The sequence below is a fragment of the Streptomyces sp. NPDC005423 genome (assembly GCF_040606415.1).
Lineage (GTDB): Bacteria > Actinomycetota > Actinomycetes > Streptomycetales > Streptomycetaceae > Streptomyces.
In genome coordinates, this window is sequence record NZ_JBEXET010000005.1 from 1 (window position 1) to 16,985 (window position 16,985).

A 16,985-nucleotide genomic window follows, 5' to 3' on the forward strand; every position below is an offset into this window, starting at 1 on the left:
AACGCCTCTGCTCCGCCCGCGAGTTCCTCGCGCCCTCGTGCGACAGTCGACTCCGAAACCTCCGCCAGCCTGGCCACGGCCGTGATCCCGCCGTGTCCCAGAGCCTCGGCCTCGGAAGCCAGATACAGACGACGCTGCCGCTCGTCCAGATGCGGGAGCACCACCGCGAACTTCGCGTCCAGTACCGCCAGGACTTCATCCGTAATCGCCACAACAGCCCAACTGCATGGCAGCACCGAGGTATCGGCCCGAATCCGGCAGTAGTTAAATTACGGGTCCTAGGGAGCGGATCTGCTCCACGGAAAACAACGACGTCTCAGCTATGGAAGGGAAAGACACGTTTGAGGGCTCCTCACAAGGGACGGATGTTGGGCCACACGACGCAGCGTGCCGTCCGCGCGGTCGCCGTACTCCTGGCGTCCGGGAGGTGGGTGAACGGCCAGCCAGGAGTCCGGCCCGCGGATGCGGATCAGTGCATGTCGGTTTCCTCCGGGATGACCACCTCATCGACCATCCGCTGGATCTGCTCGGTCGGCAGGGCCACCGTCATCGCCCAGTAGTAGATGCCGAGGCTGAACACCGCGACGGCAAGCATGTCCCACCACAGGGGGAACCAGGGGTGCTTGAGCGGGCCGAAGTCGCTGGCATAGACGATGAGGCCCATGCCGACCAGGTATACGGGCAGCCATTGCGCCGCCCGCAGATCGAGCTGAGGCGTTATCGGGTTCATCTTGAAGACCCGGTTGGCGACGAGAATGACGTAGCCGATGAGAATCGCGACGCCCAGCTTCCAGTCGGTGGCCCACCCCGACCACAGGATCAGGAAGTTGGCGACGACAAAGGCCAGCGGCGACATCCAGGTCCCGCCGGGCAGCCGGTACGGACGTTCAGCGTTCGGCAGGCGGCTGCGGAAGACTCCGAAGGACAGCGGCGCGCCGGCGTACATCAGTACGCTCGCGCTGGTGATCAGCCCCACCAGCGACTGCCAGCTCGGGAAGGGCAGGAAACAGATGCAGCCCATCACGAATGCGGCAATGAGCCCGGGCCAGGGCACACCTCTCCGAGTGGTCTTCTCGAAGACCGATGGCACGTATCCGTTGCGGCTGAGCCCGTAGGAGACCCGCGAGGACCCCGTGATGTAGATCAGGCCCGTACCGCCAGGAGAGACCACTGCGTCGAGATACAAGACAGTGGCAAGCCAGCCCAGACCAAGGAGCGTGGCGACCTGGGCGAACGGCCCTGTCAGGGTGTTGAACGCGGCAGTCGTCCAGGTGCCGTGGACCAGCGGGGCGGGAAGCGCGGCGAGGAACACGACTTGCAGCAGGAGATAGATGATCGCGCCGATCACAATGGAGCCGATCACCGCGCGCGGAATGTCGCGTTTCGGGTTCGAACTCTCCCCGGCGAGCTGGTCGGCCTGTTCAAAGCCCAGCAACGCGAAGATGATGCCGCTCGTGGAGACCGCTCCCAGGATGCCCTTCGCGCCGTAGGGGTTGAACCCGTCGGCGGCGGTGAAATTGCTCCCGTGGAACTGGACGATGGCGAGCACGAAGATCGTCAGCAGCGGGATGCCGACCTTCCACCACGTGGCCGCACTATTGGTCCGTGCCAGGAGCCGGATGCTGAGGAAGTTGATGGCGGTGATGACCGCCATCAGCCCGACCGCGACCGCGATACCGGAGGCGGTCAGCACGTCCTGGCCACCCTTGATCTTCAGCCAGCCTCGCGCCCATGAGTAGTGCTGGCCATAAGTGATCATCGCCAGCACCTCGATCGGTGCCACCGTGGCTGCCTGCAGCCAGGAGAACCATCCGAACGACGCTCCCGCCGCTCCACCGAATGCATAGTGCGGGAACCGGGCGGTACCCCCGGAGACCGGATACATCCCGCCGAGCTCGGCGTGCACCAGCGCCAGGATCAAAATCGCGACACTGCCGATCCCCCAGGAAATGATCGCGGCGGGCCCAGCCACTCCCAGCGCCTTCTGCGCGCCGAACAGCCAACCAGATCCGATGATCGACCCCTCCGACGCCCAGATCAGCCCGATGAAGCCGACCTCACGCCGCAAACCGGGCCTACCGTCGCGCGTGGCGGGTGTCACTCCGGATACGCCCATGGCCCACACACCTTTCATCCCAGGTGGAGGTACATCCCGAATCGTATCTCCGGGGCAAGGGAAGATGCGCGCCTGAGCCGCTCCGAGTGGTCGTCGACAGAACCGAATTACACGACCACTGACACCGGCTTGGTGAGAGAAAGTCTGTGTGTGCCGACCCGGTGACGCGAATGGCCGTCGTGCGTGTCGCCACGGGCATCGCATGCGTCATCGCGTTGTCATGGAATGCAACGTCACACGAAGAAGTCGAGTACTCATTGTCCGGAGCCGAAGCTATAAAGGTGGTGGCCGACGACCCGGCCGGGGAGCCGGCCCCTCTGACGCGCCCCGGCCGCACGCTCCGCAGGCCGCAGCTGACGGATGGGCAACGCGCTGCCATTCGCCGGGCGGGGCCCGCCCTGATGCTCTTCGCCGCTGTACGACTCACCGGCGTAGCGATGCTGACAGGCTGGGCCCTGCGCATCGGGCGTCACCCGAGCACAGTGCTGGGCCTGGAGTGGGACAGCAAGTGGTACTGGCGTATTGCCGAGCACGGTTACGGCGTCGTTCGCGTGCACGGCAGTCACGGGAGCATCCACGACGACCGGGCGTTCTTCCCGCTGTATCCGGCCATGATCCACGCCTTCGACGCCATCGTGCCGGTGGGCAAGATCGACGCCGCGCTGCTCATCGCCTGGACCGGTGCCCTGGCCGCCGCCTGGGGCGTCTTCGCTGTGGGCGACCTGCTGTACGGACGCCGCGTGGGGACCGCTCTCGCAGTCCTGTGGGCTGTGCTGCCGCACGCGGTCGTGCTGACCGTGGCCTACACCGAACCGGTGATGACTGCTTTCGCGGCCTGGGCCTTGTACGCCGTGCTCACCGGCAGACGACTGACCGCCGGTGGTCTGGCCGCGCTGGCCGGCCTGTGCCGTCCCAATGGTCTTGCCGTCGCCGCGGCTGTCGTGACCGCGCTCACGATCGATGCCCGCCAGAGGTGCCGCGCGGGCCGAATGGTGGGAGCGCGAACCTGGGCGGCCGCTCTGTTGGCACCGGCCGGCTGGGTGGGCTATGTCGTCTGGGTCGCCGTGGACAAGGGTGCCCCGACCGGCTACCTACAAGCGCAGGCCACCTGGGGTTCGCGCTTCGACTTCGGCCACTACACCGCCCGCATTCTGCATCACCTCATTGTGCACCAGGGCAATTTCGCCAACTATCTCGCCGCTGCGATCAGCCTGGCCGCCTTGGTGCTGCTCGTTCTGTGCGTACTCGCCGGTCAGCCACTGCCTCTGCTCGTCTACAACGCTGTCCTCCTGGTCATGGCACTGGGCACCGCCCACTACTTCCCCAGCCGGCCACGCTTGCTTCTGCCCGCCTTCCCCATTCTGCTCCCTCTGGCCGTTCCCCTGGCCCGAGCACGTCTGCGGACCGCGATGGTCCTGCTGAGCGCCACCGCTGGCTTCTCCCTGCTGTGCGGTGTGTACCTGTTCGGCATCGCCAGCACAGCGCCGTGAGCCAGGCCCCGGCCGGTGACCGCGGTCGGTCCGCTGGGGACTCCCTTCACCGGACCCATCGAGAAGACCGCGCACTCTCAACCTGCACGTGCAGTGGGGACGAAGCGCGATTCGCCATCCGTGCCGTGCTCCGACTGTCGCGCTTTCCTGTCTGAAGGCTGTGTCAAATCATGCGGGATCGTGTGGGATGAGCGTGCCATCGATGACGTCTCCCGCGTGCTACGAGCCCTCATGGCACGACGTGCTATCGCGGGAGTCGTGGGGTTCGCCGAGGAGGTCGAGCCGGGACTGTTCCTCTTCGACCGCTCAGTCCGCTGACAAACCGCCGGGCTGGTAGTGCTCCAACTCGCCGGCGTTCCGGCGTTCGGCTTTTCGCCGGGAGACGTTCCGCCCATGAAGCCGCCCTACAGGTTGTAGGTTACGGGAGCCGACTCCGCCTTGGATGTGGAGGAACTCCGGCGGCGCCGGAAGGCGGGCAGTGGAGGCGGGGTGAGGAAGCCCTCGGCGCGGGCGCTGGCCAGGCCGATGCGGGGGATGTCGCTGCTCTTGGCGAACAGCAGGAAGCGGGGCTCCCACACGGGCCGGTACTTGGCGTTGGCGCGGTAGAGGGACTCGATCTGCCACCAGCGTGAGAAGAAGGTGAGCATGGAGCGCCACAGTCGCAGCATGGGGCCGGCGCCGAGGCGTGCGCCGCGTTCGAAGACCGAGCGGAACATGGCGAAGTTGAGAGACACCTGCCGTACGTCCAACTCCTCAGCCCGCAGTAGGAGTTCGACGACCATGAACTCGATCAGGCCGTTTTCGCAGGCGCGTGTCCGGCGCATCAGGTCCAGGGAGAGGCCGTGCCCGCCCCAGGGGACGAAGCTGAGCAGGGCGTGCGGTTCGCCGTCGGCGTCGCGGCATTCCAGCATCACGCAGCGGCCGTCGCCTGGGTCGCCGAGTCGTCCCAGTGCCATGGAGAAGCCGCGTTCGGTCGGCCCGTCGCGCCAGTGGTCGGCCTTGTCGATCAGCTGTGCCATCTCGTCGTCCGGGATGTCCTCGTGGCGTCGGATGTGCGCTGTGTACCCAGCCCGGCGCACCCGGTTGTGGGACTGCCGTACGATCCGCATGGCGCGTCCTTCGAGGGTGAAGTCGGCGATCTCCACGATGGCCTCATCGCCCAGTTCCAGGGCGTCCAGCCCGTGCCGGGCGTAGATGATGCCGGCCTCCTCGCTCGCCCCCATCACCGCCGGGGTCCAGGCGTGCAGGCTGGCCTCTTCCAGCCACGCGTCGATGGCGCCGGGCCAGGCTTCGGGGTCGCCGATGGGGTCGCCGGAGGCGAGGCTGACGCCACCGACCACCATGTAGGTGACGGCCGCTTTGCCGCTGGGGGAGAAGATGGCGGTCTTGTCGCGGCGCAGGGCGAAGTAGCCGAGCGAGTCCCGTTCGCCGTGCCGGGCCAGCAGATCGCGCAGCCGCTGTTCGTCGTCGTCACTGAGCAGGGATCGGCCGTGCGGGGCACGGAAACAGGCGTACAGGACGACCAGGAAGGTTGCGGCGATCAGGATGTTGATGAGGACGTCCACCCAGCGCGGTGCGTGCACGGCATCGAAGCGGTCGGCGAGCGGGCCGACGCTGATGCCACGCAGCAGCGTGTAGGCGATCTCGTCGGTCAGCGTGGCGCCCGGCAGCTTGTTGGTGACGGCGACCAGCAGTGTGCCGACCGTGCCGCTGATGAGGACGCCGCCCGCTCCGGCGGCGAGGGCCAGTTTCGGGTTGGAGCGGTCTCCGACGGCCCTGAACTCTCCGCGCCCGACGAGCAGTGCGGCCACGAACAGGCCGGTGAGCAGCAGGGAGCCCCAGTTGGTGACGTGCGTGCGGTACGCCTCCTGGGTCATGGCGAGCGTGTAGAGCGTGAACAGTCCGCCGGCCAGAAACAGGTTGAAGATCCACGCAGCTCGTTTGCGGCGCCGCATCACCACCGCGAGGAAGAATGCCAGGGCCGCCGAAATGAGCCCGGCGGTGGCCAGATACGGGGTGAAGTACTCGCCGACGTTGTGCTCTTGCACCTCGGCGCGGAACGGCACGGAGACCACCGCGGCCAGGTTGAGCACGGCGAGTAGCCGCAGGTACCAGACCGTGGCGGAGGCCGCCCCCTGGCGTAGCTGCGGGCGTAGGCGCGATGGCGCGGTCGGGGAAGGAACGCCGTCCCGGGACGGCGTGGGGTGCCGAAGGTGCAAGGCTGACAGGTGTGCGGGCACCGGGAAGGCTCACCTCGAAGGGACGCCGGGGTCGCCGGCGTGGACGGGAACGGAACAGGGGCTGGATCAGGCAGGCACGACTCGGGGACGGCGGGGGATCATCGCGCGTCGGCAAGTTCGGGTACGAGGATCCGACGCAAGACCTGGCTGCTCATTCGGTGGCGCACCGTAGGGTACCTGGGGTTCCCCGGCGCCGAGGTCGTCGACAGCGGGCTGGCTCAGCTTGCGCTTTATCCGTCTTGCTGGAACGTCGACTCGAACATGATCACCCGGATGAGGATGCGCCGGACGTGAGGGCGGCCTTCGTCCGATCCTGTGCTCCGACCAAGGTGCAACGCGAGGGCGACCTGCCGGTCGGATCGGATCCGATCGCACTAGCGCGGGCCCTCCTGGCCGCGCAACAAGGGATCGTGTTCATGGGCCGGACCCGCTTGGACACGGCCACACTCACTGCCACGGCACGATCACTCGCGACTCAACTCCTACCGGACCACTCCCGCGACTGAGGTGTGCGATCCGGATCGTGGAGGCGCGCAGCTGGAGTCCGGCCTGGTAGCTCTCGGGGGTCTTGTCGCCGGCCACGGCGCCAGGACGGGTGCACGGGCGGCCCCAGCACGAGCACGAACCGAGGGCTGTCCGCCGCCTGCCCGGCGGTCAAAGCGATTACTCCGGCGTAAGGACCTCTGCCCCCATACCCTCCGTCCCGTCCGGCACCAGCCGCATCCCACTGCACCCGGCCCGACCACCACCTTCTCCGGCTCCGGCTCCGGCTCCGGCTCCGGCTCCACAATGCGCGACGACTGCCGGCCGCCGTCGGCCGCCTCGGCCCACTGTCCGAACACCACCTCGGCGGCCTCCAGCCGGGCCACCTCGGCATCGATCCCGGCCAACTCCTTCTCGTCGCCGTGTTCCTCTTCCTCACCCAGAAGCACGACCTCGGCCTCGACGTCCTCAGCGACATCGGCTCCGACCGCCAAGCAGTACGGTCTCGCCTTCGACCTCCCGACGACCTCGCCGCCGTCTACGACAAGCTCGGCTTCGACCTCCAGCGCGTCAACGACGGCCACCCGCGCACCCTTCGCTGACCGGCTCCTGGCCAGCACGCCGCTGCACTCGACGTCCGGAAAGCTGACCACTTCGGAACTGATCTCCGAGAGTGAGATGCGGCGGGATGTCGTGTACCGGCACACCGACCTCATCCGGGGCTGCCAAGCCCGTGTGACGGCCCAGGACTCCACCCCGACCGCGATACAGGAACTCGCTGATGAAAACCGGCAGCTCAAGACCGAGATCGACGAACTGAGCTGCGAGCTCCGCCGGGAACAGGCCAGCGATAAGACGATGCGGATGATCATCACGGAGCTCTCCCTCGAGTTGGAGCAAGCCAAGGGCCGAACTCGAGGGCCTGGTGGAGTGGCTCGGCACCGACCTCCTGCTGTGAGACGTTGGGGAGGGGCACGCTCCCTGTGCGAAACTCGGCAAGCTGACGCGCGACATGCGGCCTGCCTGGTGAACCGAGGGTGGCAGCACACCGAGAGGCCAGGCGCTGATGCCGCGCCTTTTTGTTCCGAAGTCCCGTTCGCCCGTGATCGCCATCACGGGCGTTCTTGCTGTTCAGCGCCTCTCCGTCACCCAGGGCCAGAAGGGCCCCCAGGCGGAGAACATCCGCCCCGCCTGATCGGTGCGGCTCCAGCAAGGCCCGGCAGCCCGGCTTCGGGACGCCGGGCCTTGCCACTCCTGCGACTGGCTGACGAGCCACGGTCGGCTCGGCAATCCGGCGCCGGTGCGGGCGGTGGAGCCGGAGGCGCGGTGGATGCCGTCAGCTCAGGCCGAGATCGGCCAGCGCTGTGGTCCAGTCGGACTTGATGTGGGTACGGGCCTGGGACAGGGTGATGGTGCCCGCACACACCGCCTTCTTGAGCTTGGTCTCCACCGTGTCCTTGTTGCCCGCGGTCTTTGATCCGGCGTAGGGCTCGGGCCACAGGTTTTGCGCGCTCGTAGGGTCGCCGCCGAGTTCGAGCGGGATGAAGTGGTCCTCCTCGTAGGAGGAGGTGCTGGTGTCGGTGTAGCCGTACTGGACGATCTGCACCTTCTTCAGGGCGGTGGTGTACGAGCTGGGGGGGCGGACCGTCGCGGTCCAGCCGGAGACGCAGATCGTGGTGTCGATGGTGGACTGGGTCACGTCCGAGTTGTAGACGCCGGGCTGGCAGCTGGGGTCGGGCAGAGGCAGGTATGCCTGGCTGCAGGTCACGGCGTGGGCGCTGCCGGTGCTGAAGAAGAGTCCGGCGGCGGTGAGGGCGAAGGTGGTCATGGCGGCGCAAGCGGAACGCTGTATTCGGGGCATGAGGAGGTTCCCGACGGTTGGCCCGGTGGAGGGGTCCGGGCGGTTGTGTGCATGACAGCACCGTCAGGTCTATGCGGGTAGAGTTCTTTGCCTTGCTTGGTCCTGCTTGCCCAACATTTTGACGCGCGCATGCCTGGGAAGTGTCAAGCCGTGGGCGCGATTTGGTATGCGGGGCAGGCCAACACCCGCCTGTAGCAGTCGAGTTGGCGAACCATCAACGTCCTGACGGGCTTCGAACCACACCAAGTCAAGGGCAGGCCCCCCGTGATGTGCCGGCCTGACTCGCCAGGACACCGCTTCAGTGCCGCCAACAGAGCCGTTAGGTCCCGAGCGACCCATCTCGCACCGGCCCCCTGCGCCGACGGGCACGAAGCACCGGACCCCCGCGCCGGTGACTGCGCACCGTTCGGAGTCACGACCTCTTCGCCACTGATGCCCAGGGCCAGGACAGGACGCAGAGGCAGTCCCGAGCCACACCGCCGGTCAGTGGACGATGCGGTAGCGGTGCTCGGGGCGGCCGGTGGCGCCGTAACGGAGTTCGAGGCGGACCATGCCCTCCTTGACGAGGTAGGACAGGTATCGCTGAGCGGTGGCACGGGACACGCCGGTGAGCTCGGCCGCCTCGGCCGCCGACACGGGACCGTGAGCCCTGCGCAGGGCCTGGTGCAGCAGGGTGAGGGTGGGAGCGGAGTGGCCTTTGGCCGGAATGCGGGGTACGGCGGGCGGCCGGGCTGCGCTGAAGAGGGCGTCCACGTCGGCCTGATCGGTTTCGGGGACCGTACCCAGGGCGTCCATACGGTGCTGGAGCTCGCGGTAGGCGGTGAGCCGCTCGGCGAGATCGAGCGCGCCGAAGGGCTTGACCAGGTAGCCGACGGCGCCGAGCTTCATCGCGACCCGCACCGAGGTGATGTCCCGATCGGCGGTGATCATGATGGCGTCGGGGCGGTCGCCGCCCTCGTCCCCGCTGAGCTGCCTTAGCACGTCGAGTCCGCTGCCGTCCGGCAGGAAGACGTCGAGCAGCAGCAGGTCAGGGTGGAGGGTGCGCACCGCGGTCAGCGCCTCGGCCACGGTCGCCGTCTGGCCGACCACCTCGAAGTCCTTGACGCGGGACACGTAGTCGCAGTGGATGCGGCTCACCCGGAAGTCGTCTTCCACCACCAGAGCCCGGATCACCATCGACCGCCTCCCTCGGTACCGGCCGGCACCGGCGGAGCCGTCGTGAACAGAGCATCCTGCCGGGCGGGATCGGTGTCGGGCACCGGCAACGTCATGGTGAAGACCGCACCCGGACCCTCGCTCACCGTGATCGTTCCGCCGTGCCGCTGCACCAGCCGGTGAACGAGGGCCAGGCCCAGGCCGCGACGGGCGGTGCCCCGTTCCGGACGGGTCGACCAGCCGTCCTCGAAGATCGACTCGGCGGTGCCCGCCGGGATGCCCGGACCGGTGTCAGCCACCTGCACCCGCACCACGTCGACGGCTTCGATCAGCGACAGGCGCACCTCGGGACCGCCCGGCCGGGCCGGGCCGGTCGCGGACGCGTCGATCGCGTTGTCCAGCAGGTTGCCGACGATGGTCAGCAGCCGGCGCAGGTGCGGCGGTTCCGCGCTGAGGGCGGAGTCGTCGCTGAGGACGATCCGCACCCCACGCTCCGCGGCCACCGTCGTCTTGGCGACGATCAGTCCCACGAGCAACGGATGGCCGATCCGTTCCCGTACGGATTCGGTCAGCGCCTGCTCGGCGCCGGCCGTCTCGACGGCGAATTCGTAGGCGGCGTCGTGGTCGCCGATGTCCAGCAGCCCGGCCACGGTGTGCATGCGGTTGGTGAACTCGTGTTGCTGGGCACGCAGCGCGTCGGTCAATCCGCGCACCGAGTGCAGTTCGCGCAGCAGCCCGATCAGCTCGGTGCGGTCGCGCACGGTGACCACGGCGCCCAGTTCACGGCCGTGCAGGGCCACCGGCATCCGGTTGACGGCGAGGCAGTGGTCGTCGGTGAGCACGCTGATGTCGCCGCCCGCCAGGGTGCCGTCCAGGGCGCGGCGCAGTCGCCCGTCCGGCAGTACCTCCTCCAGCGTGCTGCCGAGCGCGGTGCCGAGGCCGAGCAGGTTGCGGGCCTCGTCGTTGACCACCGTGATCCTGCCGTCCGGGTCGAAGGCGATGACGCCCTCGCGGATGCCGTGCAGCATCGCTTCCCGGTCCTGGAGCAACCCGGCGATCTCCTCCAGTTCCAGCCCGAACGTCGTCCGCTTGAGCCGCCTGGCCAGCAGGAACGCGGCCGTCGAGCCGAGCGCGACGGCGATGGCGCTGTACAGGCCGAAGGTGGGCAGCTCGCGCCACAGTTCGCCCAGCACGTAGTGCTCGGGGATGCCCGCGGACACCTCGCCGACCAGGGTGCCGCTGGGCCCGTAGAGCGGAGCCTTGCCGTTGGCGGAACGCCCGGTCACGCCCTGGTCGGTGCCGACGTGCGCCTTGCCGTCCAGCACCACGATCTGATCGCCCGTCGGTTCGCCGATCAGTGCCGGGTCGGGGTGGGAGTGGCGGACGCCGCGCAGGTCGAGCACGACGACGTACGACGCGCCTGACGCCCTGCGGATGCGTTGGGCCACGCTCTGCACCACGTCGCCGCCGCCTCCGTACTCCATGGCCCGCTGGATCTGGGGGTCGGCGGCCGTGGTCTGGGCGATGTCCAGCGCCCGCTGCTCGTAGGCCCGGTCGATCTCGCCCCGCTGCGCGAAGGCGAACAGCACGAAACCGATCAACCCGGTGAGAGCCAGGATGAACAGCTGGTTGGCCAGGATCCGCGCGGAGAGCCGCCCCTTCCCGCCGCGGCCGATCGGGATACGGATGGGTGTCACGGATGTCTCTTGCCTGTCGTACGGCTACCGGGCGCGGCCCCTGCGCCGTACCCGTGGTGGCGTGATTGTGCTCCCGTCACTCCCATTCTGCCCACCCCCAGCGGCTGAGCAGAACGCGCAAAACCCCGGTTAACACGGCTAACGCGAGATACGGCTGAAACAGCGACGTAATACTCGACGCCCTCTAGCGTCTGCCTTCCTCGACCTCCGAGGTCAGGAAGGAGACAGCCTCAATGGCTTCGCGAAACGATGCAGCGGTGAGCCCGGTCGCCGAGAGGACCGGCCAGGACAGCGCGCGAGTCGAGATTTCCGGACTCACCAAACGATTTCTGACTCCTGCGGGTGAGGTGTTCACGGCGCTGCAGGACGTGTCGTTCACCGTGGAGCCCGGCCAGTTCTGCGCGGTGGTGGGTCCCACCGGCTGCGGCAAGTCGACGACGCTGAGCCTGGTGTCCGGACTCGACCGGCCCAGCGAGGGATCGGTCAGGGTCGGCGGCCGTGAGGTGGACGGTGTCACCGACGGCGTCAGCTTCATGTTCCAGGCTGACGCGCTGCTGCCGTGGAAGACCGTCCTGGGCAACGTGCTGATGGGCCCGATCTTCCGCGGTGTGCCCAAGCAGAAGGCGCAGACTTCGGCGCGCGACTGGCTGCGCCGGGTGGGTCTGGCCGGGTTCGAGGACCGTTACCCGCACCAGCTCTCCGGCGGTATGCGCAAGCGCGTGGCGATGGCCGCGGCGCTGATCAACGAACCTCGCATCCTGATCATGGACGAGCCGTTCGGTGCCCTGGACGTGCAGACCAAGGCGATCATGTCGACCGAGCTGCTCGGCCTGTGGGAGCAGATCCGGCCGTCGGTCATCTTCATCACCCACGACCTCGACGAGGCCGTCGCGCTCGCGGACCGGGTCGTCGTCATGACGTCCGGCCCCGGGTCGGTCAAAGCGGTCTTCGACATCGACCTGCCGCGCCCGCGCGGCGCGGTCCAAGAGATCCGTTTCCAGCCCCGCTTCATCGAACTCCAGCACCAGATCTGGGATTCGCTGCGCGAGGAGGTGGAGCGTGCCTACGCACGCACCGCAGGAGGTAAGGCATGAGCAGCACGACGTCCGCCGTTTCCCCCGCTCCGGCCAGGGGCAGCGCCCAGGTCACGGCCGCGGCCGCCGCCAAGCGCGCCGTCCGGCGCCGCATCGCCCTGGTGTGGGTAGGCCGCATCGGCCTGGCCGTCTTCGTCCTCGGCGGCTGGCAGGCGTTCACCACCTGGGGGATCGTCGACCCGTTCTTCTTCGGGCAGCCCTCCGGCATCGCCAAGCGGCTGGTCGACCTCTTCCGGCACGGCACCGAGTTCGGATCCTTCTACGCCAACGTCTGGACAACGATCCAGGAGGCGCTCGTCGGCTTCGCCCTCGGGTCCGTCACCGGCGTGGTCTTCGGAGTCGCGCTCGGGCAGAGCCGCTTCCTCGCCGACGTGCTCGGCCCCTACATCAAGATGGTCAACGCGATCCCACGGATCGTCCTCGGCTCGATCTTCATCGTCGCGTTCGGCATCGGCGTGCTGCCGAAGATCCTGCTCGCCGCGGTGCTGGTGTTCTTCATCGTCTTCTTCAACGCCTTCCAGGGCGTCCGAGAGGTCGACCGCAACATCCTCGCCAACGCCAAGGTGCTCGGCGCCTCGCAGCTGCAGATCATCCGGCACGTCATCGTGCCGTCCGCGCTCACCTGGATCATCGCCAGCCTGCACAGCGCCTTCGGCTTCGCCATCGTCGGCGCGCTGGTCGGCGAGGTGCTCGGCGCCCAGAGCGGGCTGGGCCTGGTCATCAAGACCGCGCAGAACAACTTCGACCCCAACGGCGTGTTCGCGACGATGCTCGTCATCTCCGTCATCGTGCTCGGCGCCGAGTGGCTGATCGGCAAGCTCGAACACCGGCTGCTGTCCTGGCGACCGCCGGCCCCCTCTGAGGCATCGAACGCCCTCTGACCCCGTCCCTCACCCTCCTCGCTTTCCCTCCTCTCCCCTGTTCCACCTCAGAAAAGGAATGTGGCCAGCCATGTCCAGACGACCCGTCGCCGTCGCCGCGTCCGTCCTCACCGTCCTCGTCCTCGGTGCGGTCAGCGCCTGCTCCGGCAGTTCCAGCAGCACCACCGCCAGCAGCGGTTCGGGGAGCACGCCGACCGTGAAGATCATGGTGGGCGGCCTCGACAAGCAGATCTACCTGCCCTACCAACTGGCCCAGAACCTCGGCTTCTACAAGAAGTACGGCGTCAACGTCCAGCTGAGCACCGAGCAGGACGGCGGTGTCGGCGCCGAGGAGGCCATGGCCTCGGGGCAGGTGGACATGGCGGGCGCCTGGTACAACCACACCATCGAGTTCCAGGCCAAGGGCAAGGCGGTGGAAGACGTCGTCCAGCTGTCCGGTGCGCCCGGTGAGCGCGAGATGTGCACCAAGAAGTCGGGTGTCACCTCGGGCGCCGATTTCAAGGGCAAGACCCTCGGCGTCACCGACCTGGGGTCGGGCACCGACACGCTCACCCAGTTCCTGGCCGCCAAGCACGGCGTCAAGACCAGCCAGTTCCACCGGATCGCGGTCGGCGCGGGCTCCACGGCCATCGCCGCGCTGCAGAAGGGCAAGGTCGGCTGTGTCATGACGACGCAGCCGACGGTCGCCGCGATCCAGAAGAAGGGCGTCGGTGCCTCCGCGATCGACCTCGCCACCACACAGGGCGCCACGGCGGCGATGGGCGGCGCCTATCCCGCCGCGAGCGTGCTCGCCCGAACCGACTGGGTGAACTCGCACAAGGACACGGTGCAGAAGGTCGTCGACGCGCTCGTCGCCACCATGCACTGGATCAACACCCACACCGCGGCCGACATCGCGAACAAGCTGCCGGCGTCGTTCGTGTCGAACCAGCTGGTGACCAAGGCCGACTACATCGCCGCCCTGACCGAGGACAAGGGCCAGTTCCTTCCCGACGGTCTCATGCCGGCCGGCGGTCCCAAGACCTCCCTGGCGACGGAGAAGCTGGTCGGCAACGTGAAGGGATCGGTGGACCTCAGCAAGACGTTCACCAATGACTTCGCCGTCCAGGCCAACAAGACCGAGGGCTTCAAGACGACCACGACCCCCGCCGGACCGAACGGCTGAGCCCGCTCCATGCCCGAGGCCGCCCAGCCGATTGCCAGTTGGGCGGCCATCCGGCTTTCCCGACCGAAAGGGTCAGCGGACCGGCTTGGTGCCGCCGGTGTAGACGACGCCGTACTGCGCGACTCCGAAGAGGTCCGGGACGCGGGCGTCGCCGGGCTTGACGTAGAAGTAGTCGGCTGCGGCCTTGCCCGCGTCGACCTGCTTGAGCCCGCTGTGGGTGCAGGGCTCGGGCGCGGCGTTGACGTCGGTGCCGGTGCCGTTCTGGGCGAGCAGGTAAGCGTCGTCGTCCACCGCGTGCGTCACCAGGTCGGCGGCGCCGGGGTGGAGCTTCTTCCAGGCTGCGTTGAGGCCGTCCAGCAGGGGGCCGTCGTCGACGCCACCCGTTCCCAGGACGACTATTTCCTGATGATGACCCCGCTGTGGCTGGCCGCCACCGCGACGGTCCCCTCCTCCGCCGTGGCGCATGCCTGGCAGCCACGTCTACGCCGCCTCACCGGCCGCGCCGCGAAGGCCGCTGTGGCGACGGCGCTGGTGGCCCCCGCACTGCTGTGCGCCTGTATCGCCGCCGCCAGCCCGCCGCCCCTGCGTATGACGCTCACCCCTCACCTCACCGGCCGGTCCCACCCCTGCGTCACCTCCGTAACGGTCCGCGCGGCCAACACCACCGGCACCGCCCTCATTCCCCACTTCGCCAGCCGTCTCGGCCAGGGCGCCTCCAACTGGTGGACCATCACCTCGGGGCCGCCACCCTCGCCCCGCACAGCACGGCCGTGTACGTCGTACGACCGGCCGGCGCCACCGCGCACTGCCCGGCACGCAGCGGCGTATGTACCTCATCGGCGTGACCGGAACACCCATGACGATCAGCACCGCACCATCGAGGCCACCGCGTAGGCGCGAGCCGGTGCGGGGCGGCCGAACGAGCAACTCGTCCCCGGCCGGGGACGCGGCAATTCACATACGGCTGCCGTGGCGGTGACAGCGCGCACGATCGCCGGGGCCCGTCCCGTCCGCCGGAGTCCTGGTCGAGCACCGGGCTCACAACGGTTCCGGTCTCTGGCGGACCGGACTCAAAAGACCGGCCACCGCTACTGGGCACGACGCCAGAGTCAACCCGCCGGACGGGACGCCCTCCGCACCGCTCACGGCGACTGGCCGACGGCGCCCTCCGGCCGGGTGACGTCCTTTCTCGTGACGGCCAAGCGCACCGGACCCGCACACCCGAACCGGTCGATCTGTCCGCCGAGTGCCCCAGCCGCGGCGCGCCAGGTCGCCGGAGGCTACGACGGAGACAGGGCGCGGCGCCGCCGCTCCTGATGATGGGCGTACCCCGTCAGGCCGAGCAGGACCGTCAGGAGTACGGCCGACGAGACCGCCGTGCCGAGGTCGAGGCCGCCCTTGGCGGTCGGCTTGGTGAGGAAGTCGCCGACGGTGGCGCCGAGGGGGCGGGTCAGCACGAAGGCGATCCAGAACAGCAGCACGTTCGGCACCGCGGGCGCCTTCACCAAGGCCAGCAGCACCAGCAGGGCGCCGGTCACCAGGGCGGCCCCGCCCACGTAGCCGAGGCCCGAGCTGTCGGAGAGGAAGTCGCCCATGGAGGTGCCGAGGGTGTTGGAGACGAGGATCGCCGACCAGAAAAGCGCCTCTCCGCGGAAACTGACGATGCCACGGATGACGAACGTCATCCCGGTCTGTTTCCACGCGGCGAAGATGACGACCAGGATCGAGATCAGGATCGCCGCGCCGGTCGGGTAGCCGAGGCCGAGGCCCTGTGGTCCCCAGCCCAGTGAAGTGGCGCGGTGCGCAAGGTACTTGCTGCTGGCGTCGCGGTTCATGAAGTCGGACGTCGTGGTGCCGGCCGTACTGGTCGACAGGATGACCGTCCAGTAGAAGAACGGGTTGTAGCGCCTTGAGTGAAGCTGCACGACGAGGGTCACCACGAAGATCAGGAACAGGACGATCGTGGTGAGGAAGTAGCCGAGTTTCAGGGTCTGGGCGAAGAGGTCGCCGGCTGTCTCGCCCAGGGTCGTCGCCGCGATCTTCATGATCCAGAAGGCGAGGGTGACCTCGGGCAGCTTCTTCACCACCGACTTGGCCGTGGCCACGGTCGGCCGGCGCGTACCGGCGACGTCGGTGTCGGTGAGGTCTTCCGGAATCTCCAAGGTGACGGACACTCCTGATTCAGTGGGGGGTATGGACGGGCGCCCGTTCCCGTGAAGGAAGCAGGCGCCCTGTTGACGCATGGTCCGGCCGCGGAAAACGGCCGTGATGTCCGACTCTGTCGATCAATTCCTGAACGCTTCCTGAACGCCTCCCCCGCCGTTCAGGCCGCCTGTCCCGCGAGGGGCTCGCGATCGATGACGTCCTTGCGGGTCACCGTCAGGTACAGCACCATGCCGAGGATGACCGCCGGGAAGAGCCCGCTCGTGACGACGGTGCCGAGGCCGTCGGCACCTCGGCCCACCCCAGCAGCCTGCCCCGCATCACCACCCTGCGGGGCACGGCTACCGGCTCGACCGCTGACCCGCCACGCCACGCCACGCCACGCCACGCCACGCCACGCCAATAGAAGGCCGCTGGGACCGGGGTGCCGTACTCGTCGAGGTCGAAGTGATGGGCACGAGGAAGGCGAATGCTCGTTGGCGAGCCTCGGTTCGGGGCCAGTCTCGACACTCCACCCGCCGCAAACCTGTCGGTCCCGCTTCGGCGGTGCCGCCGTACGAGGCCTCTCCATCCCGCCCGCGTCCCACTACGTTCGGATCCTCAACGGACGCTCCGGTAGCGGTGTTCGGGGCGGCCGGTG

Annotated in this window: 14 protein-coding genes and 1 pseudogene; 6 read left to right on the forward strand and 9 right to left on the reverse strand. The window is 68.3% G+C overall.

The genetic code is table 11. The features are described 5' to 3' along the window. A pseudogene (locus ABZT12_RS09015) lies at nt 1-206 on the reverse strand (ISAzo13 family transposase); the annotation flags it as partial. Nucleotides 207-469: 263 nt separating this feature from the next. Further along, nucleotides 470-2,116: an APC family permease gene (locus ABZT12_RS09020; protein WP_356379747.1), complete on the reverse strand. Its 1,647-nt coding sequence runs from the start codon at nt 2,114-2,116 to the stop codon at nt 470-472. Nucleotides 2,117-2,286: 170 nt separating this feature from the next. On the opposite strand from ABZT12_RS09020, the gene ABZT12_RS09025 reads away from it, so the two are divergent. Further along, entirely contained in the window at nt 2,287-3,606 is a 1,320-nt protein-coding gene (locus ABZT12_RS09025; RefSeq protein WP_356379750.1) for a hypothetical protein, read from the forward strand. A 404-nt stretch (nt 3,607-4,010) separates the two neighbouring features. Here the strand turns inward: ABZT12_RS09025 and ABZT12_RS09030 are convergent, their stop codons facing one another. Then, nucleotides 4,011-5,825, reverse strand: coding sequence for a phosphatidylglycerol lysyltransferase domain-containing protein (locus tag ABZT12_RS09030; protein WP_356379752.1), 1,815 nt, complete (start codon nt 5,823-5,825; stop codon nt 4,011-4,013). A 926-nt stretch (nt 5,826-6,751) separates the two neighbouring features. Between ABZT12_RS09030 and ABZT12_RS09035 the strand changes: the two genes are divergently transcribed. Continuing rightward, nucleotides 6,752-6,931 (forward strand): hypothetical protein, encoded by a 180-nt coding sequence (locus ABZT12_RS09035; protein WP_356379754.1) that lies wholly within the window; start codon nt 6,752-6,754, stop codon nt 6,929-6,931. Nucleotides 6,932-7,665: 734 nt separating this feature from the next. Here the strand turns inward: ABZT12_RS09035 and ABZT12_RS09040 are convergent. The 3 genes from ABZT12_RS09040 to ABZT12_RS09050 all read right to left on the reverse strand — a co-directional run bounded on the left by ABZT12_RS09040 (nt 7,666) and on the right by ABZT12_RS09050 (nt 11,042). Further along, nucleotides 7,666-8,157 carry a hypothetical protein gene (locus tag ABZT12_RS09040; RefSeq protein WP_356379756.1) on the reverse strand — a complete coding sequence of 164 codons (492 nt, stop codon included), beginning with the start codon at nt 8,155-8,157 and terminating at the stop codon, nt 7,666-7,668. Nucleotides 8,158-8,673: 516 nt separating this feature from the next. Then, nucleotides 8,674-9,366, reverse strand: coding sequence for a response regulator (locus ABZT12_RS09045; RefSeq protein ID WP_356379758.1), 693 nt, complete (start codon nt 9,364-9,366; stop codon nt 8,674-8,676). Continuing rightward, nucleotides 9,360-11,042 (reverse strand): sensor histidine kinase, encoded by a 1,683-nt coding sequence (locus tag ABZT12_RS09050; protein WP_356379760.1) that lies wholly within the window; start codon nt 11,040-11,042, stop codon nt 9,360-9,362. The genes ABZT12_RS09045 and ABZT12_RS09050 overlap by 7 nt, the downstream gene beginning before the upstream one ends. 233 nt (nt 11,043-11,275) lie before the next feature. Here ABZT12_RS09050 and ABZT12_RS09055 point away from each other — a divergent pair, with 233 nt between their 5' ends. The 3 genes from ABZT12_RS09055 (at nt 11,276) to ABZT12_RS09065 (ending at nt 14,182) form a co-directional block, all read left to right on the forward strand. Continuing rightward, complete coding sequence (locus ABZT12_RS09055; protein WP_356379762.1) at nt 11,276-12,136, forward strand: ABC transporter ATP-binding protein; 861 nt, start codon at nt 11,276-11,278, stop codon at nt 12,134-12,136. Continuing rightward, on the forward strand, nt 12,133-13,017 hold the full coding sequence (locus ABZT12_RS09060; protein ID WP_356379764.1) for an ABC transporter permease: 885 nt from the start codon (nt 12,133-12,135) through the stop codon (nt 13,015-13,017). Before ABZT12_RS09055 ends, ABZT12_RS09060 begins: the two co-directional genes overlap by 4 nt. 70 nt (nt 13,018-13,087) lie before the next feature. Beyond that, nucleotides 13,088-14,182, forward strand: coding sequence for an ABC transporter substrate-binding protein (locus ABZT12_RS09065; RefSeq protein WP_356379766.1), 1,095 nt, complete (start codon nt 13,088-13,090; stop codon nt 14,180-14,182). A gap of 72 nt (nt 14,183-14,254) precedes the next feature. Here ABZT12_RS09065 and ABZT12_RS09070 read toward each other — a convergent pair whose 3' ends face one another. After that, on the reverse strand, nt 14,255-14,473 hold the full coding sequence (locus ABZT12_RS09070) for a hypothetical protein (RefSeq protein WP_356379769.1): 219 nt from the start codon (nt 14,471-14,473) through the stop codon (nt 14,255-14,257). A 3-nt stretch (nt 14,474-14,476) separates the two neighbouring features. Between ABZT12_RS09070 and ABZT12_RS09075 the strand changes: the two genes are divergently transcribed. Beyond that, nucleotides 14,477-15,076: a hypothetical protein gene (locus tag ABZT12_RS09075; protein ID WP_356379772.1), complete on the forward strand. Its 600-nt coding sequence runs from the start codon at nt 14,477-14,479 to the stop codon at nt 15,074-15,076. A 386-nt stretch (nt 15,077-15,462) separates the two neighbouring features. On the opposite strand, the gene ABZT12_RS09080 is transcribed toward ABZT12_RS09075, so the two are convergent. Together ABZT12_RS09080 and ABZT12_RS09085 are read right to left on the reverse strand one after the other, a co-directional pair. After that, nucleotides 15,463-16,344, reverse strand: a complete 882-nt coding sequence (locus ABZT12_RS09080; protein WP_356379775.1) for a hypothetical protein — start codon at nt 16,342-16,344, stop codon at nt 15,463-15,465. Between the two features lie 161 nt (nt 16,345-16,505). Then, nucleotides 16,506-16,646 (reverse strand): hypothetical protein, encoded by a 141-nt coding sequence (locus ABZT12_RS09085; RefSeq protein ID WP_356380288.1) that lies wholly within the window; start codon nt 16,644-16,646, stop codon nt 16,506-16,508. Between the last annotated feature and the right edge of the window lie 339 nt (nt 16,647-16,985).

Excerpts from the sequence above, each read along its gene's own strand:
- ABZT12_RS09020 (WP_356379747.1), bottom strand. The coding sequence starts at position 2,116 with ATGGGCGTATCCGGAGTGACACCCGCCACGCGCGACGGTAGGCCCGGT.
- ABZT12_RS09025 (WP_356379750.1), top strand. The coding sequence starts at position 2,287 with ATGGCCGTCGTGCGTGTCGCCACGGGCATCGCATGCGTCATCGCGTTG.
- ABZT12_RS09040 (WP_356379756.1), bottom strand. The coding sequence starts at position 8,157 with ATGACCACCTTCGCCCTCACCGCCGCCGGACTCTTCTTCAGCACCGGC.
- ABZT12_RS09045 (WP_356379758.1), bottom strand. The coding sequence starts at position 9,366 with ATGGTGATCCGGGCTCTGGTGGTGGAAGACGACTTCCGGGTGAGCCGC.
- ABZT12_RS09055 (WP_356379762.1), top strand. The coding sequence starts at position 11,276 with ATGGCTTCGCGAAACGATGCAGCGGTGAGCCCGGTCGCCGAGAGGACC.
- ABZT12_RS09060 (WP_356379764.1), top strand. The coding sequence starts at position 12,133 with ATGAGCAGCACGACGTCCGCCGTTTCCCCCGCTCCGGCCAGGGGCAGC.
- ABZT12_RS09065 (WP_356379766.1), top strand. The coding sequence starts at position 13,088 with ATGTCCAGACGACCCGTCGCCGTCGCCGCGTCCGTCCTCACCGTCCTC.